Source organism: Oceaniferula spumae (genome assembly GCF_042849255.1).
GTDB classification, from domain to species: Bacteria; Verrucomicrobiota; Verrucomicrobiia; order Verrucomicrobiales; family Akkermansiaceae; genus Oceaniferula; species Oceaniferula spumae.
Genome location: NZ_AP026866.1, coordinates 836,412 through 862,014 on the forward strand (window position 1 = coordinate 836,412; position 25,603 = coordinate 862,014).

Genomic DNA, 25,603 nt, shown 5'->3' on the forward strand with positions numbered 1-25,603 from the left:
GACAGCAGGCTCGTTCCCATATGGTTTAAAGGCGGTTTAAGAACCATCTATAAATAATATGAAACGAGAACGTATCCTTAAAAGTGCCGGTCTGGCATCTATCATCGTCGGAGCAGTAGCATTCAGCAGCTGTGGTAAGAAAGAAGAAGCAAACAACAATGCAGGGGATGCCAGCGCCAAGGTGCTGCGATTCTCTGCCATTCCAGATCAGGACACCACGGCTCAGTCCGAGCGTTATGCTCCTGCTGCCAAATGGCTCTCTGAGCAGTTAGGCATCCAAGTCGAGTTTGTCCCATCTAGCGACTACGATGCTTCGGTCACTAAATTCGAAAATGGCGACATTCAGCTGGCTTGGTTCGGAGGTGTTTCCGGTGTCAAAGCGCGCGATGCCGTCGAAGGCTCCCGTGCCCTCGTTTCTGGAGAAAAAGATCTCGAGTTCAAATCCTATTTCGTGGCCAACTCCTCCACCGGTTTGACCAAGTCCGCTGATTTCCCAACAGCAATCAAAGGAAAGACTTTCACCTTCGGTAGCGCAGGATCGACATCCGGCTGCATCATGCCGGCTCATTTCATTGTTCAAAACACCAAGACCGGCCCGATCGAATACTTCAGCAAGGTTGGATTCTCCGGTGCCCACGACAAAACAGCCCTGCAAGTCCAGGCTGGCACTTTCGAAGTTGGCGCTCTGAATTTCAGCACCTATGACCGCATGGTCAAAGAAGGCACCATTGATCCAGCCAAGTGCCCTGTGATTTGGGAAACTCCTACCTACGCCGATTACAACTTCACCGCCAGTGGTGAACTCGACAAGACCTTTGGCGAGGGTTTCACCGACAAACTCCAGACCTTGTTAATCAACTGCGAAGACCCTGCCGTGCTCAAAGCATTTGATCGCAATAAGTTTGTCAAAGTCGACAACGCCACCTTCCAAGGCATTGCCGACGTTATGAAAAGCGTGAAGCTGAAATAAGATCACGTCTCGAGACTCACACGAAGACCGGGGCGGCTTGCTGCACCGGTCTTCCTTTTCTCTCACCCTAACAAAAACCGGCACTTTATTATGTCCGTCCACCTCACTCAGCTTGGCCATAGTTACGGCGAACAGCGTGCGCTATCTGATATCTCGCTAGATATCCAAGCTGGTGAACAAGTCGCACTGATCGGCCCCTCTGGTTGTGGAAAAACCACCCTGCTTCGGCTGATCGGCACGCAGATGATTCCTACGGAAGGAAAAGTCCAAGTCCTCGAAGAGGATCCGAGCCAACTGGACACGGCTGCCTTGCGCGATCTGCGGCAACGCATTGCCACCATCCCCCAGCATCTTGGGTTGGTGCCAAACGTGCGCGTCATTCGCAACGTGCTCAACGGTGGCCTCGGCAAGCAGGGACTTATTAGCACACTTCGTCAGGCGATCTTTCCTACGCGTCAAGAGCGCAGCAGAGCCTACGAACTGTTAGATCGAGCTGGTATTGGTGAGAAACTTTACGATCGCACCGACAGCCTTTCTGGCGGCCAACAGCAGCGTGTCGCTGTCGCCCGAGCGCTCTACCAACAGCCATCAATCATCCTTGCCGACGAACCTGTATCAGCGGTCGACCCCACACGTGCACGCGACATGATCAAGCTCCTCATTGAATTGTCAAAGCAGGAAGAACTCACCTTGATTGTATCGATTCATAATCTTGAGCTCGCACGTGAATTTTTCCCACGACTGATCGGCCTACGTGCCGGAGAACTGGCCTTTGACTCCTCAGTTAGTGAGTTAAGTGACCAACAATGCAAGGAACTCTATCAACTAGACGATGATGCTTGAGCCCCACCGTCCTCTGGGCGCGATCGTCAGTGGGCGGAAGCTCACTCTGGTCGGGCTGCTCGCCACGCTACTTTTCTGTAGCTGGTGGCTGGGTCCCATGCAGGATATGAGCACGGGAAAAAGCGACGGTTTGTTAGAAGCCGCGCTACACCCAGGATTTGTTGACCAAAGTCGCAGCCTACCAGATGACGCCACTCCGTTCATGGAACGCATTCTGGGCGAATTAGGCAGCACCATCCGCTACGCCCTGATCGCCATGAGTCTGGCGGTGCCCACGGGCTTCCTGTTAGGTCTCGCAGCCTCGACGTCTTGGTGGCCCGACCGTGGCCGCATCCGACTCTTTCTGCGCCCGATTCACCTAGCCACCCGCACATTGATCACGCTGATGCGCTCAATTCACGAGCTCATCTGGGCGCTGTTGTTTGTTTCAGCCATCGGCAGCGAGCCCATCACTGCCTGCGTGGCACTCACCCTCCCCTTTGGCGGCACTTTGGCCAAAGTTTTTTCCGAGATCATCGATGAGCAAACAAAATCTGCACGTGATCACCTCATCAACTCCGGCGCCAGTCCGCTGCAGGCGTTCTTTACCAGTGTGCTGCCGCAAGCGGTGCCGGACATGGCAACCTACACACTCTATCGCTTCGAGTGTGCCCTACGTTCCTCAGCCGTGCTTGGGTTCATTGGCATCGAAACCATTGGTCTGTCAATCAAGCGGTCTTTTGAAAACAACTTCTACAACGAGCTTTGGACGGAACTCTATCTGCTGATCATTGTCATCATCGCTGTTGATCTGTTAGGATCACTGCTACGCCGTCGGCTCAACACGATTGCACCACGGACCAAAACCCTCACCAGCTCTCCTAAGATCGATGAGCTGAGAAAAAAATCCCCACGCTGGAAACTCACACGTATCCTCGGCTGGGCCACCCTGCTGCTGGTGTTAATATCTTGGTTTCCACAACTTGCAGGCATCCAAGCTGACCCGCTGACCAAAGCTCCGATTGGCAAGTCACGGGCTGAACGTTTGGAAAGCTTCAGCGAGCGACTCACCCCCGCTCCGGTGCGAGAGAGTAACAACTGGAGTGACGCCCTACCATGGGCACAGGACTTGTGGGAAAAAAGCGGCAAACTGGCTCTTCTCAATACCGTGGCCATGGCGACCGCCGCCATCATCATCTCCGCTATTTTCGCATGGATCATGATTCCATGGGCCAGTAGGTCATTGGCAACTGCGCGGCCTCTCGATTTGTTCACTGGCAAATTCAATCTGCTCAAATCCGCTTTCTGGAAAACCACAGGATTCCTAACAAGGGCCCTCTTCATCGTCAGCCGCGCCATACCGGAATACATCTACGCCTACCTGCTGATCGGCATTCTCGGTATCAATGCCTGGCCGCTAGTCATCGCACTCGCGGTGCACAACTTCGGTATTCTTGGTCGACTCTGGGGTGAAGTGATGGAAAACCAGCGCCCCACACGCGCGCAGCAGATCATAAGCCATGGCGGCAGTCGATGGCAGAGTTTTCTAGCCAGCTACATGCCGGAAAGCTTCAACCGTTTTCTGATGTATCTCTTCTACCGATGGGAAACCTGCGTGCGGGAAGCCACCATTCTCGGCATGTTAGGCGTGGCGTCTTTGGGTTACGAAATTGAAATCGCCCGGAACTTCTCGCGCTCCTACGACGAGATGTTTTTCTTCGTCCTGTTAGGAGCCGCCGTTGTCTTTATCGGCGACTTTGTATCCATGGCACTGAGACACAAACTACGCAGCGCCTAATGCGATGAGCGTCACCCTGTGGCATCAGCGCCACTCAGGATTATCCTCTTTTTCCAAATCGATGCGATCAGCAAGGTTGCGGGCCTTGACCCGGTGATCACGTTTGGCCCGACGCTCGGACAGCTGGCGTAATTTCTTCTGACGCTTCTCGAGTTTTTCAATTTCCTCGTCGAGCTTGAGATAACTTTCGTAGCGCCCCATATCGAGTTCGCCGGACTCCACCGCATCACGGATTGCGCAGCCTTTGTCGTTGCCGTGTTTACAATCGTGAAACTTGCACTGACTGGCGAGTTCCTCGACATCGGAAAAGCTTTCACGCAGCGTCTGCTCATCCGTCCACATTTGGATTTCGCGCATGCCTGGGTTATCGATGAGAATGCCACCATCATCTAACAATATCAACTCACGCGCGGTGGTTGTGTGGCGGCCTTTTCCAGTGAGTTCGTTGACGTCACTGGTCCACTGAAAGTCTTCGCCTAACAGCTGGTTGACCAAAGTCGATTTCCCCACCCCACTGGAGCCCACCATGGTGATGGAAACGCCGGGTTGGAGGTAATTTTTTAACACCTCGAGCCCCTCATTTTTGGCCGCTGAGGTGACAAAGACATCCACATCCTCACTGAGGTCACGGATCATTTGTGCGGCCTCTTCATTTTGCTCAAAGGGAAAGAGATCGGATTTATTCACCAGCACTACGGCTTTGGAACCACTGCGGCGGATCAGCATGAAGTAGCGCTCCATGCGTCGTGGACTGAAATCGGAACCCGCATCGGTGACAACAACCACGACACTGACATTCGCAGCGATCACCTGCTCCATGGTGCTTTTGCCGGGGAGTTTGCGGGAGAAACAGGTCTGGCGTGGCAGTCGGGCGCGGATCATGTTTTCACCGTCCTCGTCCTTCGCGAGTTCGAGAGCCACCCAATCTCCCACAGCAGGCAGTTCAGCATCGCTGGAAGCATCGTGGTAGACTTTCCCACTCATCACCACCTCGCGCTCACAGACATCGCCCTCGTCATCAACGAAGAGGGCTCCGTAGGTTATTTTGTTATCACGAATGAGGCGGGCGGGCACACAGCTCTTCGGAGAAAGCTTATCAAAGTCTTTCTGAAATTCCGCGTTCCAGCCGAGGTCGTTTAAAGAAGTCATAGAGGAAGCAGATTTAACGCTCAGAAGGCTAATTGCAGGCCTGTCGATTGTCACAACTCAAATCAGATTTTTTTATCTTGGCTGCCACTCATGAGTAAAATTGACGATGTTCTGTCAATTGACGCAACACTGTCACTTTGGGTATAATTCATTTGTAGTACGTTGTATAAAGCAAGCACACACACAACATTACCCAAAAGTTACAATTATGAGCAAAAAACTATTCTTAAAAATTCTCTACGGGCCACTAGGACTGGCGATCATGGCCTCCCAGAGCTTTGGGGCCATTACGATTATCGACGAAGATTTCACCGGACTCTCCGGAGCTTTGCCTAACGACGCGGGCAATCCGGTTGACAATCAAGATGAATGGTTCCGTATTGGAGGTCACAGCTCGGTAGATTTCGGCGGCACCGTTGACGGTTCAGCCATCCATATGGGTTTCCGATACCAAAACACCAACGCCAATTTTGTGTCCGCTAGTGTATGGGACACATCTACCACTTACGCATTCAGCTTCGACTATGTCACTTCCAATACTCAGCTTGGCGGCACCCTGCCATCGTGGATCATCGGCGCTGGTAGCGGAACCGACCGTTTCGCGGCCAACACTATTGCCGGAGGGGATCTCAATAGCACAGCGGGTTCACACAATGTTTCCATCACCATCAATCAAGCCGACCTTCTTTCGGCAGGCGTGACATCAGGAGACAATATTTATATCCGAATCGAAAAACCAGGCTCCGGCGGAAACGGCCGGTCAGCCATTTATGAAATCGACAATGTCTTGCTTGTCGACAACGTGCCTGAGCCGAGCAGCACAGCACTGCTTGGGCTGGGAGCGATTGGCTTCCTGCTAAGGCGCAGGCGATAGCCTCTTAAGTGAGGTCACACCTTACTCAATCATAATTCAACTTTTCGAGCCATGGATCGAGGTCTTCGAGGACCTGACCGATCCATGGCTCGTAATTTTTCCACTTTGCCAGTGCAGCGGAGTGGGGAGCTTGAACGACCTCTTCATAACTGGGTGAATGGACGGTTTTTTTCTGAGCGTGGAGTTCGGGAGAGAACTGCGCATCATCCGGATCCAAGCCCATGAATCGGGTCAATCGTTGGGTTTCAGACACTCGGTCTGTGATTAGCTGCTCGTAACGGCACTCGGTGAAGAACTGCTCCGGCAACAAAGTCTGCATCTTTTCCCAGACTTGCATGGTATGTGAGTAGATTTCTAACAAATCCTTGGTATCCGTCCAAAAGCAGGAGATTTCCGTTGGTTGGCTCACATAAACCTGCCAAGTGGACCAATACACGGCTCTGGGATCACGTACAGGAACTATCAGCTTAACCCTGGGCAAGTATTTGGGAATCAGCATCGCTGACTCCATGAGACCTGGGTTTTTATCGAGTAACACTTTGCCTCGTATCGGCTGATCCATCTGCAGCTGTAGTTCGCTGAGATAAACAACATGGGAATCGGCTACTTGGGCTGAAGACACAGCTTCCATGTTTTTCAGAAACTGCTCGGCTTCGGAATACTCGGGGGAATCGGAATATTGGCTACAGTGTGCCGCGGCAGGCTCAAGAACAACAGAAGCCAGTGCGTCTCTCTCATCCGTGGCCACTACGTCAGGATGGGATTCTAGAATATTTTCCAGCATGGTGGTGCCTGAACGAGGCATTCCCAACATTAAGAACCATGGTTCTACCTGCAGATCCGAGTTCTCAGAAATCCATCGTTCTATCTGCCCGGAATCCATTCGGTCAAGAATGTCATTAACTTTGGTAAAACTCTCCCGCCTCACTGACAGCCATTTACTCAAACGACTTTCACCTATTGCCTGCCTGGTCGCTAACTTGGACCTTTGCAGAGATTCCCACGCCTTGGCGTAGTCGCCCAAGGATTCAAAGGCTTGAAACCTTGCATGCCAAGCTTCAGCTGCCATCGCGGGCGGTAGCTCTGTTTCGATATCGGTCAGAGTCTTGGTAAGATCCACGGCAGACTCAGCATCTCCCGAACGTCGCAGTAATCTGGCTTTTAGAGCCCACGTGGAAGGATTATTCTTCAGTCTAGGTATCAAAGCCAAGGCTTCATTCACACGATTCATGCGTTCGAGCATACTCGCATATCCTTCGACCGCTTGGTCAGAGACCGTATCAACTCGCGATACAAGTTGCCAATGCCTTCGAGCCTCAGTGTATTTCCAAGCCTGAGTCAGCAGACGGGCGGCAAGCAGGTGAAACTTGGCAGCATCTTTTTTATGGATCAACTTCGCCGTTTTAAGAAGAACCCGTTGCAGCTCTTTGCCATGGTGTCGGGCAGCAAGCCGTTTGGCGTATGCCATCCACAGGTTTGCATTTTTTCGCTGAGGGCCTGCCAGCAGTCGTAGAAGTTCTTCGTCTGTCATGCCCAACATTCTAGCGCTATTTTGATGATCAATCCTAGGAATGATCATGAAACAGCATGGATTTTACTCGATTCTGTTTTCGTCGACATCGATGAAATCAAAGAAGGTAACGATGTCATCACGGTCGCCCCAATTGGCCTCCTCTTTTCGGAAGGCTAATCGATCGGCCATGTCATCGCGGAAGCCGCGGGTCTGCATGTATTGATTCCACCAAGCCAGCTCGTTTTCGTCGCGCGGGGTTCCGTTTTCCTTGGCCCATGTCAGAGCTGCTTCGTCGCTCAGTCCTGATAGAACTTTCACACGGAGTTCATTGTAGTCGACTCCTAGAAATTGGCAGGTCCAGAGGTCCATACCACCACCTAGGTTCTCGATGTAGTCTTTGTCTAACTTCCCTTCGGAATGAATACGGATTTTATCGCAGAGCCGTGGGAAGTAGAGCATACCGTCGATTTCATCGCGTGGGCTTCTGGGTGCTTGGTAGCTGCTCATTTTTTCTTGGGTTGGTGGATCCTTCCCCCCTCGCCGAGGCTACGGAGGACACGTGGGTTGTCGATAACTTACATAGCTGTCCTACTCGGAATAGGCTTCCATGCCTGCGCAGGAGCAGACGAGGTTGCGATCACCGTGAACGTTATCGATGCGACCGACGGCTGGCCAGAATTTATGGTCGCGTTGTGACGCCATTGGGTAAGCGGCTTGCTCACGACCGTAGGCGTGCTTCCATTCATCACTAATAACCATCTCTGCCGTGTGCGGGGCATTTTTCAGAACGTTATCATCTTTATCGGCACGACCATCGATGACGGACTGGATTTCTTCACGGATGGAAATCATCGCGTCACAGAACTTATCCAGCTCCGCTTTCGATTCCGACTCGGTCGGTTCAATCATCAAAGTGCCGCCGACCGGCCAACTCATCGTGGGTGAGTGATAGCCGTAGTCCATCAGGCGCTTGGCGACGTCTTCGACTGTAATCCCGCTGGCCTCGGTGACCGGGCGGAGATCGATGATGCACTCGTGCGCTACCAAGCCTTTGTTTCCGGTGTAAAGCACAGGGAACGAATCGTTGAGACGTTTGGCGACGTAGTTGGCATTGAGGATGGCCATCTTGGTGGCTTCGGTGAGCCCTTCAGCACCCATCATGGCGATGTACATCCATGAGATGGTGTTAATACTGGCACTACCGTAGGCTGCAGAGCATACTGGTGCGTCACCATTTTCCATCATCTCGTGACCGGGAAGATAAGGAACGAGTTGTTCGGCAACACCAATAGGTCCAACTCCAGGTCCCCCGCCCCCGTGTGGGATACAGAAGGTTTTGTGCAGGTTCAGGTGGCAAACATCGGCGCCAATCAGGCCGGGGCTTGTTAGGCCGACTTGTGCATTCATGTTAGCACCGTCCATATAAACCTGACCACCATTCGCGTGAATGGCTTCACAGATTTCGACGATGGTTTCCTCGTAAACACCGTGGGTGGATGGATAGGTGATCATCAGCGCACCCAAGTTATCGGCATACTTCTCCGCCTTGGCTTTGAGATCGGCGACATCGATGTTGCCGGCTTCGTCACAGGCCACAGGCACGACCTTGAATCCAACCATCACGGCAGAGGCTGGGTTGGTTCCGTGGGCGGATGTGGGGATGATGCAGATATTGCGATCGTTATCACCATTGGCCAAGTGATAACGGCGGATGGCTAACAGACCGGCGTATTCGCCCTGGGAGCCAGCGTTAGGCTGGAGTGACACAGCGGCAAAACCGGTGATGCGTGCGAGCCAATCGGAAAGCTCGTCCAACATGGCGCGGTATCCCACGGTTTGGGCATCGGGTGCGAATGGGTGGATATTTCCAACCTCCGGCCAGCTCAGCGGCATCATTTCTGCGGTGGCGTTGAGCTTCATGGTGCAGGAACCAAGCGCGATCATGGACTCGTTCAGAGCCAGGTCTTTTTTCTCGAGACGAGCGACGTAGCGCAGCATCTCGGTCTCCGAGTGGTAGCTGTTGAATACGGCTGCGGTGCAGAAATCAGATTCACGATCATGAACTTCATCCCAATCAGGATTCTGATTCTCAGAGTTTTCAGCTTTTTCGATACCGAAGACTTTGAGCAAATTCTTGCCATCCTCGCAGACGAAAGTTTCATCACAAGCGATACCCACCAAGTCGCTATCGACACGGCGCAGGTTGTAACCCAACTCTACCGCAGCGGCGATGTAGTCATCGGCTTTGCCCGGAGTTTTGACGGTAATGGTGTCGAAAAACTGGTCACTGACGAGCTCGAAGCCATTCTGCTTCAATGAATCTGCCAGAATTCGGGCGCAGCGGTGAGCTTTATTCGCGATAGCTTTGAGACCTTCAGGACCGTGGTAAACGGCATACATGGATGCCATCACAGCCAAGAGAACTTGGGCCGTGCAAATGTTAGATGTCGCTTTATCGCGGCGGATGTGTTGTTCGCGAGTCTGAAGAGCGAGACGGTAGCCAGGCTTGCCTTGCGAATCGACCGAGACACCGATCAGACGGCCGGGCATCTTGCGTTTAAGTTTGTCCGTGCAGGACATGAAAGCGGCGTGTGGACCGCCAAAGCCGAATGGCACACCAAAGCGCTGGCTGTTTCCGACGCAAATATCAGCACCAAACTCGCCTGGTGCACGAAGCACGGTGAGGGCTAACAGATCGGCTGCTACGATGGCAAGCGCACCTGCCGCATGGGATTTTTCGATAAACTCACTGTAGTCTGCTACTGAGCCTAGGGTATCTGGGTATTGCAAAAGAACAGCAAAGAGACCATCACAGGTGGAGGGATCAAATGTTTTCCAATCCCCAACTATGATTTCAAGGTCAAGAGGCTCGGCCCGAGTTTTGACCACATCAATGGTCTGTGGGTGGCATGAATCAGCGACAAACATGGTCGTGCCTGTGCGGTGACCGGATTTCGCCAATGCCATGGCCTCAGCAGCAGCAGTGCCTTCATCTAACAAAGAAGCTCCAGCAACATCGAGACCAGTTAGCTCTGAGATCATGGTCTGGAAATTCAGCAGTGCCTCGAGACGGCCTTGGGCGATCTCAGCCTGATACGGTGTGTAAGCCGTGTACCAACCTGGATTTTCAAGAATGTTCCGCTGAATGACAGGGGGCACGATGGTGCCGCTGTATCCTTGGCCAATGAAACTCTTGAGGACTTTGTTCTGCCCCATGATACCACGCAGCCGGTTCAGAGCTCCGGTCTCGCTGAGCGCTTCAGGGAGTTCGAGTGGATCGCCACCGCGGATATTCGCTGGCACAGCGTCTTCGATGAGGTCGACAATACGGTCATAGCCGAGCTCCTTGATCATCGACTCGCGCGTATCACCGACGCTGCCTACGTGGCGGCTGCAGAAATTGTTATACATGGGAAAATAAGTTAGATTGAGGTGGTGTAAATGAATACAGGCGTGCCGAGGCACGCCTGAAAAGTGTGATTAGTAAGCCATAAGCATCATCAGCCAATGAGGCCCTTGTAGCCGTCTGCGTCCATCTGAGCTTCGACGTCAGCGACATCCTTGACGCGAACTTTGAAAATCCAACCAGCTCCGTAAGGATCGGTGTTCACTAGGGATGGATCTGCTTCCAGATCAGTATTGCCGGAGACAATTTCACCTGCGATCGGGCAATAGATGTCACTGGCAGCCTTGACGGACTCAACCACCGCGACCGGGTCACCGGCATCGCAGCTGCGACCATCGTCAGGTAGTTCGACAAAAACAACATCGGTGAGTTCCTCCTGTGCATGGTCAGTGATACCGACTGTGGCGACATCGCCTTCAAGGAGGATCCACTCGTGATCAGAGGTGTAACGAAGATTTTCTGGGACGTTCATAAAGTAAAGATGACTGATTTATTTCTTGCTCTGTTTTGCACAGGATCAGCCCTTTTTGTAAAAGGGTTTTTTTACGACTTTGGCCTCAAATTTTCGGCCTCTCACATCGATGTCTACCAGCGTGCCTAATTTAGCGTATGAAACCGGCAGATAGGTCATGGCGATGCCCTCGCGCAGGCTGGGAGAAAGCACCCCGCTGGTGAGCTCGGACAGTCGCTCGCCGTCTTTGGAAAAGACCTCATAGTGGGCACGTGGCGGAGCCCCCTTGCCAGTGTATTTGATGGCAACAAGCCGCTCTTTCAGTCCGTCCTCCTTCTGTTTGACCAACACATCACGACCGATGAAGTCCCCTTTTTCAAGCGCACAGAAGAAACCGAGTCCAGCCTCGATGGGAGTGCGTGTGGAAGAAAGGTCCGAGCCGTTGAGCGGATAGCAGACTTCGAGACGAAGTGTATCGCGTGCTCCAAGGCCGCAAGGCTTGGCTCCAGCATCGATAAACTTTTGGAACCATGCACTGCCATTTCCGGCGGAGCTGAAAAATTCAAAACCATCTTCACCAGTATAACCTGTACGGCAGACAACGAGAGACTCACCATCCTGTTCCCACATTTCCATGCCGTTGCGGGCTGGCAGTTCACGACCTGGGAAAAGTTTAGCAAAAGTCGCTGAAGCGTTAGGTCCCTGCACTGCCATGCCGGCCCATGCCTCACTTTCGTTGGTCAGGGTCAGGCCTTCTGTGAGATGTTTTTCGAGCCATGCGTAATCCACATCAATCATGGAAGCATTGACCACGAGGAAAATGCGGCCCTCGGCCTGACGGTAAATAATTAAGTCGTCAATCACACCGCCGTTTTCATTGAGCATGAAAGTATACTGCCCCTCGCCTAGGCCAAGTTTTGTCACGTCATTGGCTAAAATCGTATTCAGCCACGCTTCTGCGCCCTCTCCTTCGAGGAAAAACTGGCCCATATGTGAGATGTCAAAAATACCTACATCCTCGCGCACCGCAGTATGTTCATCGATGATGTTAGTGTATTGCACAGGCATATTCCAGCCGGCAAATGGGATCATTTTCCCGCCTAACTCTACGTGTAAGGCGGCCAATGGTGTTTCTTGAATATTTTCGCTCACGCTGCGGACATTGTGTGTCATACCTTCGCTTGTCAAACCAAGACGACACGCTAATTTCGCTTTATGCCGAATCCACAGCAAGCTCTGCGCGAACTGCCATCCGTCGAAATTCTCGTCAAAGTTCTAACCGAACAATGTCCCCTGCCGCGCGCCTTGATCACTTCCTTTGTGCAACGTGAAATCAATCGGCACCGTCAGGAGATTCTCGCAGGAGCCACATTAAGCCGCGTGGAGATTGAAAAAGACATCACCGAGCAGTTGAAAACTTTCGCAGCCAGTCGGCTTCAACCGGTCATCAATGCGACTGGCGTGATCATTCACACAAACCTAGGCAGATCCCCTCTCGGAGAAGCGGCAGCCCAGACTCTCACTGAGATTGCGACAGGATACTGCAATTTGGAATTCAACCTTCCGGACGGAAATAGGGGTAAACGCGCCGGCTATCTGGAAACAGCACTCGCCTCACTGCTGGAAGCCGAAAGCGCCACGGCGGTGAACAACTGCGCGGCCGCACTCGTGCTCACGTTACGCCATCTCTGTGTGGGCGAGAAAAACGAAGTCATCGTCTCGCGAAGCGAACTGGTAGAAATCGGTGGAGGATTCAGAATTCCAGAAATCCTCGAAACCTCCGGAGCCAAACTCGTGGAAGTGGGAGCCACTAACAAAACCAACCTCAACGATTACGCCAAAGCGATCACTCCACGGACCGCGATGATTTTGAAAGTTCACCGGTCTAACTTCTACATCGGTGGCTTTACCGAAGAACCTGACGTCACGGATATTGCCAAACTTGCACATGAAAATGGGCTACCACTGGTAGAAGACATTGGATCAGGTGCGATGATGAACACGGACGAACTCGCCCCTATTGATCACGAACCTACTCCTCAACAAGCACTGCGCAATGGCATTGATCTTGTATGTTTCTCTGGGGACAAATTGTTAGGAGGCCCGCAGTCGGGCATCATCGCGGGCAAGAAGGAACTCGTGGAAGGCATCAAAAAAGAGCCATTTTTTCGCGCTGTCAGATGCGACAAACTCATCCTTACGGTCTTGCAGGAATGTATTGATACCTACCTCGCCAATAAATCCGGCGGAGGTACCTTTGGTGTGCCTGCATTGGAATTTATCTCCGAGAACATTGAAAATCTGAGGGAGCGGGCCGAAAAAATCATTGCAGCTCTGCCTGAACAGCTTCGTTCACATTGTGAGATTTCTAATTCTACTGCCCGCACCGGAGGAGGCACCATGCCGAAGTCCGAGATTCCGTCGATCGCCATTTCGATCACTCCTGAGAACATCTCAGTCAACAAGCTAGCTACTCAGCTTAGAACCGGTAAGCGTGCTATCGTCGGGGTGGTAGATGATGGGAAGCTACACTTGGATCTACGCACAGTCTTCAATCACCAAGATTCCGCTTTGGTCGAGGCCTTGATCGGGATTTGTTAGCCCACGTCTGGGGCTACGACGAAAAAAGCGGAATGACCATTGGCCATTCCGCTTGATAAATTGATGGGTATACCGGTGAAACCAAATCCGATTAACCAGCCGTGTCTTCCTTGGGCTTATTATACTTCAGGAACACCTTATACTCGGCACTGAGTGGTTTAACGGCTGAGAAACCAGCTTGGTTATAGAGCTTGGCCAAAGCATTAGCCTCCATCAGGCGTTGGTAGCCACCACTGTTCTGGTTTTCATCTTCAGTTTTCCAAAGCTTAATCGCAAGTTTGACCTCTGGATCAGCATCATAGATGCGCAGGGCATTGTTAGCCGCACCCACAACAAGCTCCATGGAAGCTGTGAAATCCGCACTGAGGGTGATGTTATAGGCATTCAGAGCCTTGGTCATCAGCTTGGGGTTCTTCTTTGCGAGTTCCTCAAGCGCGAGACCGTGACAGTAGGAAATCTGGGCACGCTGGCTGCCAGTTACCTTGCGGGTGCGCCAGTCTTGTGCGAGACGATCCAAACGATCCCAGTCCTTGAGCCTCACAGCTTCCCAGAATGCGTTCACTTCCAACTGCTGGATGTGATTCTCACGAGTGAGACCTTCCTTACGGAATTTCTCCATCTCGCTGCTGAGCGATTCCAGATCCATCATGCGGCGGCTGCATTCCATGGCGTAAAAACCACCGAGTGTTCCATAGTTATTTGGCGCAGTATCGATCGTCTTGTAAGCTTCCTGACACTCCTGGAACTTGGTTTTGGCCTCGGCATATTTGCGGCCCTGATAAAGGCTCATGGCTTCAGCAAAGATCGGTGACTGATAAAAGTAAATGGACTCGATCTGCTCCGGCCCTTTGCGGGTGCGGTTCAGGTCTCGCTCATTCAGTTTATAGGTCACGTATCCCCGTTTGTAATCGACGATGAGCACATCATCATGTGAACCGTCTTTGAACATCAGGCGAGCGGGAGCATCGAGCGCAGAAGCGATCGGACCCGTTGCCAGAAGTAGCACGGCGGTGGTTAGAGAACGAATATTCATAGTTTCTTAGTTGTTTGGCGTTTAATCGAGTCGCGGTTAGTATTTTCTATGGAGTTACGTGATTAGTCATCACTTCTGCCGCGGCGGCGGTTTTCCTCGCGCTCCTTCTTGACCTCTTCCATGGTTTTCACCTGCCCGGAAGACTCATACTCTTTGACCAGTGAGGCCACTTCGTCCCAAGCGTTTTTCTCTTGGTCCGTGATATTTTGGTTAGTCTCGCGAATGCGACGCGTGGAATTCAGATACTTGGATCCGATGGTTTCGTAGGCGGCCTGACGGTCACCCTTGGTGAGTGTGATCGCTTTATCGCCATCACCCACAGTCGAGCCTTCAGGCTGATTCCGCTCCCACATGATTTCCATCACACGCTTCACAGATGGAGCCGAAATAGCGATGTAACCTGTGTAGCGAGAGTAAACCATACCATACTGGAATAAGGCATCGTTCGTCATGTTGCGCTTATCAAACGACTGCGCGTAGAGGAAACTGACTTCTGCCACTTTCTTGGTGTGTTTCTCTTCGAGGTAGAGGCGGGCTTTATCACCCACAGCAGCCCAGTCACCCATCTTGGCATTGATCTCAACCATACGGAAGAGAGCCTTCTCTTGGGTCTCTGGGTCATCTTTAGCTGCCGTGTGAACACGCTCGAGACTTTCGAGTGCCTTACGGTTGTCGGCTTCTACGTCTGACGATCCAAGCACATCGGCAATACCAAGCAGAGCTTTGAACTCCATACCGGTCTTGTCTTTACGGCCAAGCAGCTCTTCGTAGTATGGGACGGACTGCTTAGGCGCGGATGTTTTCTCACGCAAGTAGTCACCCACACGGATCAGAACAAAGTTGGTCAGATCCTTTGGCTGGAACTCACTCTTGAGATCGGTGAACAGAGCTTTGATGCCTGCTTCATAGCGGAGCACGAGGTCGTTTTTCTTCTCTTTGGTAGCGGTACTGAGCTGCTCTTCGAAGACACCGATGAGGGCGATACGAAGGAGGGCCAAGGTGCGCTTATCACTCAGGTCAATTCCTGGGAAGTTATAGTATTTCTCCTTCAGTTTTTCAGGAGTGTTGCCTTCGACTTCAAGGAATGCATCCGAGTAGGCGTTAACAACTTCTTCGAGGAACGCCTGATTCTGGCGGCCTGCAAGCTCTGTGATCATGGCCTGGAGGTTATCCAATCCCTCTTTCTCGCGGCCAACGGCACGCATGGCTGGCATACCGTGAACGACGATCTGAGGTTTGTAAGGAGATGACGAATACTCCTTCATGAACTTGTCGTAGTAAGGAATCGCTTCCTTGATGCGTGGGTTGGGCTCCTTCTCGATTTTTTCTGCACCGAGCATGCCGACGATGTAGCTGAGTGCTTCACCTGCAACGATACGGTTCTCACGCTTCTCAGCGGTCTCGAGGGCGAGGAGGTAATACTTCTCAGCTTCGTCACGTTTGCCTGTGCTCTCGAAAATATTGCCCTTCATGTTGTAGGCCATATCGACGACGATTGTTTGTGGAAATTCCTCCTCGATACGGTTGAGCAACGTCATGGCTGGCTCATACTCACTCTCAGAGAAGTGGCAGTTGGCGCGGTCATAAAGTGCGTTAGGCAGGTAGATGTTTGTGTTGGGATCTTTGTATTTGCCGAGAAATTCGTCCAAGAGCTTGGCTGCTTTCTCCCAGTATTGCAGTCGGGTCAGGTTTGATCCTTGGAAATACTCAGAGTGCATGATCAGCTTGCTCTTGGGGTATTCCTTAACGTGCTGCTCCAGGAACGGCTGAGCTTTGTCGAAGTTACCGAGGTAAAAGTGGCTACCTCCGAGAACGAAGAGACAGATGTCGTGTTGCTCGGATGGTTTGGGAACCGTGTCGATGAGGATTTCAGCGACTTCAAGGCTCTTCTTGTATTCCCCGCCAAAGAACAGGCTGGAAAGCATCAGGCGGCGCACACTGTCGACTTTTTCACTTTCAGGGAAATCCTTGAGGAAAATGCTACCGTAGTGCTCAGTGGCGAGAATCTCACCGATGAGGGAAGAAACGCGAACGAGGCTGAAGAGGTTGTCTTCACGCTTGGTGCTCTTTTTGTAGTATAGCTCAAGTTGCTCGAGGGCTCCGTAGACACCGCGCTGGTTGTCAGCCTGATCTTGCAAGTAGGTCATTGCGCTAAGCACTTTGACATCGTCAGGGTCGCCAGAGCGTTGTTTTTCACGGAGTTTGGCCATGCCTTTTTTGAGGCGGTCAAGCTCCAGAGTATTCAGGCCGTCTCGGATACCACGGCGGTCGCCAAGTTGTTCGATACGAACTTTGATGTCCTGAATCGCTTCATCGGTGCCGGGAACAAGTGCGTAGAGGTTGAATGCGGCGACATACATGTCGGCTTCGAGAGCATTACCTGCAAGCTTGAGGAACACAGGTGTGAACTCATACATTTGATAAGGCGCCAGAGTGATGTCTGCGCGGTTTTTATTGAGGAAGTCGACCATTGCCTGCTCATTCTTTTCCTGAATGACGGCTTGGGAGAGCGCGAGGAATGCGGCAACGATACCACCGTCCTGAGTTCTCATCTGGGTCTTGTTTTTGAGAGCTGTCTCAAAGTGAGTGATGCCCTGTGGAATCTGGGGTTTCTCCATCAGGAAGTGACAGATGGCGAGGTTGATGTAAAAGCCGCCAGGTGTGGGGAGAAGTTTGTCACGGCTCTTATCGCGCTCATTGAGGAACTTCTGATAGAGCTTGATCGCTTCCTTATAGTCAGTCTTGCCCATGCTAGCTTCTGCCCAACGTTGGAGCGATGCTTTGTGCACTGAGTTTGTGGAATCAGCCATGCCGGCTGCTCCGTTAGGGAACTTTTTGTAACATGATTCGAAAGACTTGGCGGCTTCTTCAAACCATTTAGTGGATTCGTCTCTTTTGTTAGCACGCTTTGCAATGTCAGCGAGCTTCAACTCACAGAGACCTTTGCGGTAGTAGATCACACCGAACTTGGGACCGTAAAGCATTGGAGCTCGGGCCGAATAGGCTGAGACAATCCGCGCAAAAATCGCCTGACACTTATCGTATTCCCGATCCTCCCATGCTTTGTTAGCTTGAGACATCTGGGTGTTAAGATCCTGCGCTTTGACAGCTCCTAGCATCGATACCCACGCGAGTGAGCAGAGCACCAGGAATCGGCTGAAAGAGTTTTTGTTAAACATCGTATTCATGTGATTGATTCGTTGAGTTTTGGGATAGTTATATTTTGAAAGGTCCGCTTGTCGTTCTCCGTTGAAGAACCTGTATTATTGATTCGGCCAGTGGTGACGTATCTCCTTTAAAAAAGCAAGATCCGGCAATCGCCTAGTGTATGTCGTCTCGCCAGTCGATATAGCAACAGGCAAAACTAAATGGCATCTTTCGTTGTAGGTTACAACGCACTGACTTGGCAAACCATTAGGTTGGATAATAAAAACTCTCCACCGCGTTGGCGCAAGTGGAGAGTTTATCAGCTGTCTAGGGGTTATCGACCAAGTCAGTAAAGGTCACACTCGAGACTTGGGCACTGGCGAGGCAGTTAAGCACATCCACCACCCGCTGCTGCATAGCTTCTGGATCCGCCCAGATCTGAACGATCGGTTGGTTACCACCAGCTTTGGCCGCAGCTGCGTAGGAATCGAGACGTTCTTTAAGCAGTGGCAGCTTGCGAACATTGACATCTGAGTCCAGCGCCTCTTGAGAAGGGCCGGTGTTGATGTAGATCGATCCACTTTTGTCCACTTTGATGAACATCGGGGCAAGCGTTGGAGGAGTATCTGTCGGTGCCGCTGCAGGCAGCGTCATGTTCAGATCCTGCTCACGCGGCTGAATCGTGGTAGTGACCAAGAAGTAAATGAGGAGGAGGAAACAAACATCAATCAAAGATGAAATGTCCAATCCTGGTTCGTCTTCCTCGAGATTATCGGCAGTTTTTTTACGGGCCATGGGAAATTAGGTGTGTAGTTTGGGTGTTGCGGGTTACTAGTTTTTCTCGAATCCGTAGACTGAGAACACCACATTATCGACACCCGCCTTGGCGGATGCACGGATCACGGTGCGCACATACTTGAAGGCAACGCCTTGGTCACCACGAAGGTGAATGATGGGCTTCAGGCCCTTGGCGTCTTCAACAAGCTTCTTCTCTTTCACATATTTCTCAATCGCATCGGCATCAGCGAAAGTGATGTTTGTGTTTTCGGCATAGAAGCTTCCGTCCTTGCGTACGTTGATTACTATACGGCCTTTTCCGTCTTTTGCTTTTTTAGATTTGTCAGCAACCGGCGGCTCGACCTTCGGGTCTTGCTTCACCACGATGACTGTGGATGCCACAATGAAGAAAATAAGAAGCAAGAAAACCATGTCGATCATTGGCGACATATCGACTTGCAACTCATCGTCTGAGCCTTGTGCGGCTCTGCGTAATTTGTTTGATGCCATAAAATTAGATTCCTTTCGTGTTGGGCTGTTTGTTTCTCCGTCAGATGGTCAGGTAGTGATGCCCGCTGATGGAGAGGTTGAATAACCCACGCGCAATGTGTGTATCACGCGTGGATGGATGGGTTGGGAATCGGCAAAGCGACCCCCTTCCCTCATTAAACGGCTACACCTTCAGGAATCTTAGCCAGATGTGCGTCGCCATTGACGGTCTGGATGGAAGCGTTGAGCAACTCCTCTGCTGTGTGGTGGCACTCAGCGACAAGGTTGTTCAGTTTGTTTTTAAAGAAGAAGTAAGCGGTCAGTGATGGGATGGCAGTTACCAAGCCCCACAGGGTGGTCAAGAGAGCCACGGAAATGTCACCAGCGAGTGAAGCTGGGTCAGCTGAACCGTCGCCACTAGCAAGAGTGCCGAACGCGCCCACCATACCAAGAACGGTTCCGAACAGTCCCATCATGGGAGCTGCCTGAGCGATCAGAGAGATGTAGTTGATCAGAGTCATGCTCTTGCGGTTTTCGTTGATGGTGAAGTCAGCAATAGCGTCTTCAACATAGTCACGACCAAGGTCCTCAGGACGACGGGCGTCAACGTTAGGAAGAGCGTATGCCATCATGCGACCAAGGTAGCTCGGGTGAGATGCACCGAGTTCGATAGCAGAGCGCACACGGCAGTTAAGCATGTGATCCATGAGTCCCGCCTTGAGATCATCCGGGCAGAACTTGGATTTGGTGAGGTTCATAAAGTTGAACACACAGAGAGCGATGAGAGCAAGAATCAGGAGACCGATCAAAATCATCGGCCAACCACCGTCGGTGACGTATTTAGTCAGAAGGCTAGTGTCTTCGGCCGCGAAAAGTGAAGAAGAGGAAAGCAAAACCGTGGAAGTTGAAATTGCCACAGTTTTGATGGATCGGTAGGATGTTGTGTTCATTCTAATGGTGTATAGGTTGTGTTGGTAGAGGTTTCAAGGCAGCCTTCAATGGCAACCAATCATTGGGACGATTCTGCGAATCCATATCTTAGAGTAAAGGAGGAAATTGGAAAAATCATCATTTGTCTGACAATGGTCACTCACTGCTTGACTCAATATGGACGTGGCATTAGGGATCTCACGCGCTGCTGGCGAAGCTGTCCGCCATGCGCATTTCTATTGGGTCCATAGTTCAATGGATAGAATAGCGGCCTCCGAAGCCGTAGATCCAGGTTCGACTCCTGGTGGACCTACCATAGCATTTCACCATCCCTAACTATTTTGTTATTTGTGGATGAATCCCTGTCACTCGGTCTACTGCCTCAACGTTACTGTTAGAGGCTTTGATGCCGCACTTCCGGTCCAGACTTTCTTCTGCTCAGCCTCAGGTGTTTTTTTGATTTCGTAAGTGACTGTTAATTTGAAAGGTGTCTTGGGTAACTTATCAACACCTTTCCATATAGCACCCGCCAAATGAACTTCGATGACATAAGGCTGGCCAGCCGGGACTAGAAAAGCATCCGGATAGTTTTTATCCCAATCTTTAGGAGCCTTGGTTAAGGTAACCTTGGTTCCGTCCTCAAGCTCGGCGGTGAGCCTAACATTGTCATAACCCCACGAGCACCATTCCCGCCATACTCGCTGGTCTTTTCCTGAAACATTTCTGAGCACGATGTAGAACCGATCCAAAGGTTTGGTGGCGTAGAGCACGGCTCCTTTTCCCTCGGAACTTCTACTTGGAACCAGCTCTACCTCCCATACTTTGGAAGTTTTTTTTTGTTTCTCAGCGAATACTTGGACCGAACTCAATATCAGCGAACAGCATAACAACAGGGATTTCATTCTGGCAAAATACCACTGATCCCCCGCTACTGGCCATTCCAAATTCTAAGCAGTCTTCTCGTCAATTTTTTGCACAAATGCATTCCAGCACTCGATAAATCCACTGGCAAAGTCTTGAGGTCGCAGTTTCACCCACTCGCGGATTTCATCCATCGGGAACCACTCCCCTGTCTCGATTTCGCTGCACGGGAATCGCATTGCACCATCATGTCTGGAAACATAAAGACGCACGTGCTCCCAGCCGGTGTTCTCACTTGGCGCCACCTTAGCAACTTCTTGAACCTCGGCATTTTTAATCCCTAACTCCTCTTCGATCTCACGGATGGCGGTGGACTCATATCCCTCGCCGGCATTGAGATGACCCGCAGCACTGGAATCCCAAACTCCAGGGTGAGTATCCTTCAGCCGTGAACGTTTTTGCAGGAACAGCTCTTTGCGTTTGTTGAAAACAAACATGTGCACGGCTCGGTGCAGGAGATTTTCACGGTGGACAACGTCACGTGTTTCTTGACGCAGCACCTGATCATTTTCATCGACCACGTCGAAGAGTTCGTCGCCTTTTTGAGGATTATTTTTCAGTGGATGGTCGTCGTAAATGCGCGTTAGTTCGACCCATTGTTCGAGAGCGATTTCCTCAGCACGCGCTGTGACCTCCACGCCAATTTGCTCGGCGGCCTCCGTCCAATCTGCAGTCTCCGGCAGCTGTTTCTTGATCTGCTTTCGCCGCTGGGCAAAGCCACGTCTGACAATTTCATCAAACAAGCGTGCATCGTAGACAGGCAGATCATCAGGCCGTGGCTCACAGACCATGACTGTGGAGTCGATCAGAGGACGCGGAAAAAAGGCTTGTGGCGGAATGGTTTTCACCGGCTTGCTCACCCACTCGCTCTGCATGCGCAGGGAGAGCACTCCGTAGGCTTTGGTGTGTGGTTCCGCGATGATCCGGTCGATGAACTCCTTTTGCAACATCAACACCGCCTTGCAGACAGGTGAAGGACGCTTCATAAAATTGCGCATGATGGCACCTCCGGCCGAATATGGCAGGTTCCCTAACAGCTTCACCGGTTGGTATTTAAAAAGTTGGCGGGTATCAAAGCGCGCACCGTCGAAGTGATGCACGGTGACTTTGTCATTGCCCTCGAATCGATGTTTCAGCCCTTCGGCAAGCCGGGCATCAAATTCGACCAAGATCACTCGATCAGCAATCTCAACGACATGCTCTGTTAGCGCGCCCGTGCCAGGTCCGACTTCAACGACCGTATCGCCTGGCTGAATATCAAGCTGGTCAACGATCCAGCGCGCGACATTTTCATCGATGAGAAAATTCTGCCCGAGCTTCTTCGAGGGCATCACACCCATGGCATCGAGCCGGGCTTTGATTTCGGTCTGATTCATGATTTTTTCAGCGCTTCGAGGAGCTGGTCGAGGTGCGCACCGGGTTTTACTTTTTCCAGCACAGCCGCGATCTTGCCATCAGCTCCGATAATGAAACTGCTGCGTTCGATCCCCATGTATTTTTTCCCAAACATGCTTTTCTCCACCCAGACTCCGTAGTCCTGAACGATTTTTTGCTCCGTATCTGCCAGCAGAGGATAGGGTAAGTTCTTTTTATCGATAAATTTGCGGTGACTCTTGGTGTCATCGACGCTGACTCCGAAGACATATGCGATGCTTTCCAGCGCATCCCAGTTGTCGCGGATCGCGCAGGCCTGAATAGTGCAGCCGGGTGTGTTATCTTTCGGATAAAAGACCAGAACGACAGGCTTTCCTTTCAACTGGGAGAAAGAGATTTCGGCTCCGTCCTGATAGGCTCCACCCACTACTTTTGCTGTAAATTCGGGCGCTTGATCGCCAACCTTTGGTTTCATGGCCGGTATCCAATCGCCCACCGAGATAAATAGCAACTCTTGACAGTGAAAACTTGAGGCAAGAAGCTTAGTTGCGATGACCCTTGCATCCAAGATCACCCTGACCCGACTCCTCATGGCGCCGGTGTTTGCTGTGTTAGCGGTGTATTATGGAGAGACTGTCAAGGCCGGCAGCCCGGATGAATCGCTGCGCTGGTGGGCGGTGGGTGTGTTTATTTTCGCCTCCCTGAGTGATGCCGTCGATGGCTACGTTGCCCGACATTACAATCAACGCTCAAAGTTCGGAGCCTTCATGGATCCCTTTGCCGACAAGACACTGCTGCTCACAGGCATTGTATTTCTAACCTTCATTCCCTGGGGGGAAGGCTGGAGTATTCCGATCTGGTTCACAGCACTAATGATCCTCCGCGACATCATTATTATTGGCGGCATCTGGATTCTGCACTATTTCAACTCCCACGTGCCGATCCGTCCACACTGGAGCGGAAAAGTCTGCACCGTCACTCAAATGATCCTACTCGGCTGGGTGATGTTAAAAATCATTCCCCTCTCCCCGATCTATCCCACCATTGTCGCCGCCATATTCACCGTCTGGTCCGGCATCGAATACTTCCGCGAAGGACTCCGTCAGCTCCACCAGCATGACGTCGTGGAATAAGTCATTCAAAATTCACCATTTAAAAATCACCATTCTCCCATGCCATCCGTAGCCATCGTCGGCCGACCCAATGTCGGCAAATCCGCCCTGTTCAATCGCCTCGCCGGTCGGAGGATCGCCATCGTACACGACCAACCAGGGGTGACGCGTGATCGCATTGCCGCCCCCTGCCACATCACTCAGCAGCCCTGCACCCTGATCGATACGGGTGGTATCGGAGCCACTCTCGATGATGGATTTGGCACCGCTGTTACCACTGAGGCAGATATTGCGATGCAGACAGCTGATCTGATTTTGTTCGTCGTTGATGCCAAAGACGGAATCACCTCCATTGATGAAGCCCTCGCCCAAAGACTCCGTAAGTCCAAGGCTCCTGTGCAGCTGGTAATCAATAAAGCCGACAACGAAAAACAAGACCTTCTTAGCGGTGACTTCGCCACACTTGGTTATGGCGAAGGCATCCCCGTGTCAGCCGAGCTTGGAAAAAACATGCACATGATCGCCGACGCCATCGACAAGGTGGTGGAGCCGCTCAATCGCAACATCGAAGAAGCCGAGGAAGTGGTGAAAAAGGAAGGCCTTAAAATCGCCATCGTGGGTAAACCCAATGCCGGAAAATCCTCGCTGATCAACGCCATTCTCAAGGATGACCGCACGATCGTTTCCGACATCTCTGGAACCACTCGAGACGCTGTTGACGTGCCATACGAATTTATGGGCGAACTGCATACCTTGATCGATACAGCAGGTATTCGGCGCCGTACCAAAATGGATTCCTCCGTGGAAATTTTCTCATCGATGCGTGCCGAGCGCTCGATCCGTCGCGCCGACATTTGCCTGTTAGTGATCGACTGCGCCGAGGGAGTCTCGGCCCAGGACCGCAAGATCGCCCGTATCATTCAGGACGAGAAAAAACCATGCCTGATCGTGCTCAACAAGTTCGACCTCTATCATCCGAATGCTCAAAAAAGCGCCCGACTGGAAGAGATCACCGAACACGTACGCACTGAGCTTTTCTTCCTATCCTACGCCCCTTACGTCTGCGTTTCCGCTCTGAAGAAACAGTCCATCGGCCTCGTCTTCAGTAAACTCGCTGAAATCCGCAAAGCTGCTCAGGAACCGATCACGACAGGAAAGCTAAATCGTTTCCTAGGTGAAGCATTCGAGAAAAAACCACCACAAGCGAAAAAAGGAACGAAGCGCCTGAAACTACTCTACGCCACCGCCGCGGTGAACGATCGCTATACAGCCATCCCCGTCCCCACCTACATTCTCTTTGTTAACGACAAGCGTCTGATGCAAGAGCACTATGAGCAATACCTGACTAACAGACTGCGTGAAGACCATCCGTCACCAGGTATCCCCATCACCTTCTCAGTGAGATCACGGAATGCGAGTGATGATAAAAAACGAAAAAAATAACAGTATCTAATTACCCCATGAAAACACACCTCACTCTCATCTATCTGGCGCTCGTAGCCGGATGCGCCGGATTGGTTTCCTGTTCATCCAGCGGAACTTCTGCATCGTCACCTGCTGCTGATATTTCCAGTGGCATCGGCTCGTCCGCGATCTACAAGGAATACAACGCTGCGGGAAATTCCGTTCTCAACAAAGGCTGGCCATATAAACTGGACGCGTCCGGTATTGCTCTGGATGACAAACACACCTGCACTCTAATCACCAGAAGACACGTTGTGATGGCGAAACACTATAAGCGTGGCGTGGGCAAACAAGTCGTCTTTCACAACCGTCAGGGTCAAAGAGTCGCCCGCAAAATCACAGCCATCAAAGGTGGCTCCGGAGATTATGCGGTGGGCCTGCTCGATGAACCAGTGCCAGCAGGTATTCGCGTTTACCCCCTGCCCACACCCACGCCCGATCTGAAAACGAGACTCATCGACGTTCCTGTCATCGTCACCGATCAGCACCGCAGGCTATACGTGCACCGTATCAAACGATTCCAAAGCTATTTGGTTTTCTTCAAATACAGCAATCACATCAGAAAAAAAATCTTGGTGAGCGGAGACAGTGGCAACCCAAGCTTCCTCATGGTTCGAGGACAGCCAGTGTTAGTGGAAACCCACTACGGCGGAGGCCCGGGCATTGGTCCGTTTTATGGCGATGCCAGAGTTCAAATGGAGCTTAAATTCCTCATCAGTGAGCTCGACCCGAACTATTCCTTCAAAACCGTCAGCTACTAACAAGTGTAATC

General features: G+C 51.6%; 22 protein-coding genes and 1 tRNA gene. 9 read left to right on the forward strand and 14 right to left on the reverse strand.

From position 1 onward, the window contains the following. Positions 1-58: 58 nt before the first annotated feature. The 3 genes from ACSPJT_RS03610 (at position 59) to ACSPJT_RS03620 (ending at position 3,590) form a co-directional block, all read left to right on the forward strand. Positions 59-970: a putative selenate ABC transporter substrate-binding protein gene (locus tag ACSPJT_RS03610; RefSeq protein ID WP_435895003.1), complete on the forward strand. Its 912-nt coding sequence runs from the start codon at positions 59-61 to the stop codon at positions 968-970. 90 nt (positions 971-1,060) lie between these two features. Next, the gene (locus ACSPJT_RS03615) at positions 1,061-1,813 is read left to right on the forward strand and encodes a phosphonate ABC transporter ATP-binding protein (RefSeq protein WP_435895004.1); all 753 of its coding nucleotides are present in this window, start codon (positions 1,061-1,063) and stop codon (positions 1,811-1,813) included. Next, complete coding sequence (locus tag ACSPJT_RS03620) at positions 1,803-3,590, forward strand: PhnE/PtxC family ABC transporter permease (protein WP_435895005.1); 1,788 nt, start codon at positions 1,803-1,805, stop codon at positions 3,588-3,590. Before ACSPJT_RS03615 ends, ACSPJT_RS03620 begins: the two co-directional genes overlap by 11 nt. A gap of 24 nt (positions 3,591-3,614) precedes the next feature. Here ACSPJT_RS03620 and rsgA read toward each other — a convergent pair whose 3' ends face one another. Beyond that, on the reverse strand, positions 3,615-4,739 hold the full coding sequence (gene rsgA, locus ACSPJT_RS03625; RefSeq protein ID WP_435895006.1) for a ribosome small subunit-dependent GTPase A: 1,125 nt from the start codon (positions 4,737-4,739) through the stop codon (positions 3,615-3,617). A gap of 208 nt (positions 4,740-4,947) precedes the next feature. Between rsgA and ACSPJT_RS03630 the strand changes: the two genes are divergently transcribed. Further along, positions 4,948-5,613: a PEP-CTERM sorting domain-containing protein gene (locus tag ACSPJT_RS03630; RefSeq protein WP_435895007.1), complete on the forward strand. Its 666-nt coding sequence runs from the start codon at positions 4,948-4,950 to the stop codon at positions 5,611-5,613. Between the two features lie 25 nt (positions 5,614-5,638). On the opposite strand, the gene ACSPJT_RS03635 is transcribed toward ACSPJT_RS03630, so the two are convergent. The 5 genes from ACSPJT_RS03635 to gcvT form a co-directional block, all read right to left on the reverse strand. Further along, positions 5,639-7,144 carry a sulfotransferase gene (locus ACSPJT_RS03635; protein ID WP_435895008.1) on the reverse strand — a complete coding sequence of 502 codons (1,506 nt, stop codon included), beginning with the start codon at positions 7,142-7,144 and terminating at the stop codon, positions 5,639-5,641. Between the two features lie 63 nt (positions 7,145-7,207). Then, positions 7,208-7,633, reverse strand: coding sequence for a DUF5069 domain-containing protein (locus ACSPJT_RS03640; protein ID WP_435895009.1), 426 nt, complete (start codon positions 7,631-7,633; stop codon positions 7,208-7,210). Positions 7,634-7,714: 81 nt separating this feature from the next. Beyond that, the gene (gene gcvP / locus ACSPJT_RS03645; protein WP_435895010.1) at positions 7,715-10,537 is read right to left on the reverse strand and encodes an aminomethyl-transferring glycine dehydrogenase; all 2,823 of its coding nucleotides are present in this window, start codon (positions 10,535-10,537) and stop codon (positions 7,715-7,717) included. Between the two features lie 89 nt (positions 10,538-10,626). Beyond that, a complete protein-coding gene (gene gcvH, locus ACSPJT_RS03650; RefSeq protein WP_435895011.1) occupies positions 10,627-11,004 on the reverse strand; it encodes a glycine cleavage system protein GcvH in 378 nt (125 codons plus the stop codon). A 45-nt stretch (positions 11,005-11,049) separates the two neighbouring features. Next, a complete protein-coding gene (gcvT, locus tag ACSPJT_RS03655; protein ID WP_435895012.1) occupies positions 11,050-12,135 on the reverse strand; it encodes a glycine cleavage system aminomethyltransferase GcvT in 1,086 nt (361 codons plus the stop codon). Between the two features lie 63 nt (positions 12,136-12,198). Between gcvT and selA the strand changes: the two genes are divergently transcribed. After that, positions 12,199-13,584 carry an L-seryl-tRNA(Sec) selenium transferase gene (selA, locus tag ACSPJT_RS03660; RefSeq protein WP_435895013.1) on the forward strand — a complete coding sequence of 462 codons (1,386 nt, stop codon included), beginning with the start codon at positions 12,199-12,201 and terminating at the stop codon, positions 13,582-13,584. A 91-nt stretch (positions 13,585-13,675) separates the two neighbouring features. Here selA and ACSPJT_RS03665 read toward each other — a convergent pair whose 3' ends face one another. From ACSPJT_RS03665 to ACSPJT_RS03685, 5 genes are all read right to left on the reverse strand, one after another. Beyond that, complete coding sequence (locus ACSPJT_RS03665; RefSeq protein WP_435895014.1) at positions 13,676-14,617, reverse strand: hypothetical protein; 942 nt, start codon at positions 14,615-14,617, stop codon at positions 13,676-13,678. Positions 14,618-14,679: 62 nt separating this feature from the next. Next, on the reverse strand, positions 14,680-17,805 hold the full coding sequence (locus ACSPJT_RS03670; protein WP_435895015.1) for a tetratricopeptide repeat protein: 3,126 nt from the start codon (positions 17,803-17,805) through the stop codon (positions 14,680-14,682). Between the two features lie 286 nt (positions 17,806-18,091). After that, a complete protein-coding gene (locus ACSPJT_RS03675; RefSeq protein ID WP_435895016.1) occupies positions 18,092-18,559 on the reverse strand; it encodes an ExbD/TolR family protein in 468 nt (155 codons plus the stop codon). A gap of 36 nt (positions 18,560-18,595) precedes the next feature. Beyond that, positions 18,596-19,051 carry an ExbD/TolR family protein gene (locus tag ACSPJT_RS03680; protein WP_435895017.1) on the reverse strand — a complete coding sequence of 152 codons (456 nt, stop codon included), beginning with the start codon at positions 19,049-19,051 and terminating at the stop codon, positions 18,596-18,598. A gap of 155 nt (positions 19,052-19,206) precedes the next feature. Then, entirely contained in the window at positions 19,207-19,980 is a 774-nt protein-coding gene (locus ACSPJT_RS03685; RefSeq protein ID WP_435895018.1) for a MotA/TolQ/ExbB proton channel family protein, read from the reverse strand. Between the two features lie 221 nt (positions 19,981-20,201). Here ACSPJT_RS03685 and ACSPJT_RS03690 point away from each other — a divergent pair. Then, a tRNA-Arg gene (locus ACSPJT_RS03690) sits at positions 20,202-20,276 on the forward strand. A 58-nt stretch (positions 20,277-20,334) separates the two neighbouring features. Here the strand turns inward: ACSPJT_RS03690 and ACSPJT_RS03695 are convergent. The 3 genes from ACSPJT_RS03695 to bcp are packed head-to-tail and all read right to left on the reverse strand — an operon-like array spanning position 20,335 to position 22,730. Then, positions 20,335-20,862: a hypothetical protein gene (locus tag ACSPJT_RS03695; protein WP_435895019.1), complete on the reverse strand. Its 528-nt coding sequence runs from the start codon at positions 20,860-20,862 to the stop codon at positions 20,335-20,337. A gap of 45 nt (positions 20,863-20,907) precedes the next feature. Next, positions 20,908-22,257 carry a 16S rRNA (adenine(1518)-N(6)/adenine(1519)-N(6))-dimethyltransferase RsmA gene (gene rsmA, locus ACSPJT_RS03700; RefSeq protein WP_435895020.1) on the reverse strand — a complete coding sequence of 450 codons (1,350 nt, stop codon included), beginning with the start codon at positions 22,255-22,257 and terminating at the stop codon, positions 20,908-20,910. After that, positions 22,254-22,730: a thioredoxin-dependent thiol peroxidase gene (bcp, locus tag ACSPJT_RS03705; RefSeq protein ID WP_435895021.1), complete on the reverse strand. Its 477-nt coding sequence runs from the start codon at positions 22,728-22,730 to the stop codon at positions 22,254-22,256. Before bcp ends, rsmA begins: the two co-directional genes overlap by 4 nt. Positions 22,731-22,806: 76 nt before the next feature. Between bcp and pgsA the strand changes: the two genes are divergently transcribed. The 3 genes from pgsA to ACSPJT_RS03720 are packed head-to-tail and all read left to right on the forward strand — an operon-like array spanning position 22,807 to position 25,592. Next, positions 22,807-23,388 carry a CDP-diacylglycerol--glycerol-3-phosphate 3-phosphatidyltransferase gene (pgsA, locus tag ACSPJT_RS03710; protein WP_435895022.1) on the forward strand — a complete coding sequence of 194 codons (582 nt, stop codon included), beginning with the start codon at positions 22,807-22,809 and terminating at the stop codon, positions 23,386-23,388. Between the two features lie 39 nt (positions 23,389-23,427). Beyond that, entirely contained in the window at positions 23,428-24,810 is a 1,383-nt protein-coding gene (der, locus tag ACSPJT_RS03715; protein WP_435895023.1) for a ribosome biogenesis GTPase Der, read from the forward strand. A 17-nt stretch (positions 24,811-24,827) separates the two neighbouring features. After that, entirely contained in the window at positions 24,828-25,592 is a 765-nt protein-coding gene (locus tag ACSPJT_RS03720; RefSeq protein ID WP_435895024.1) for a hypothetical protein, read from the forward strand. Positions 25,593-25,603: the final 11 nt, after the last annotated feature.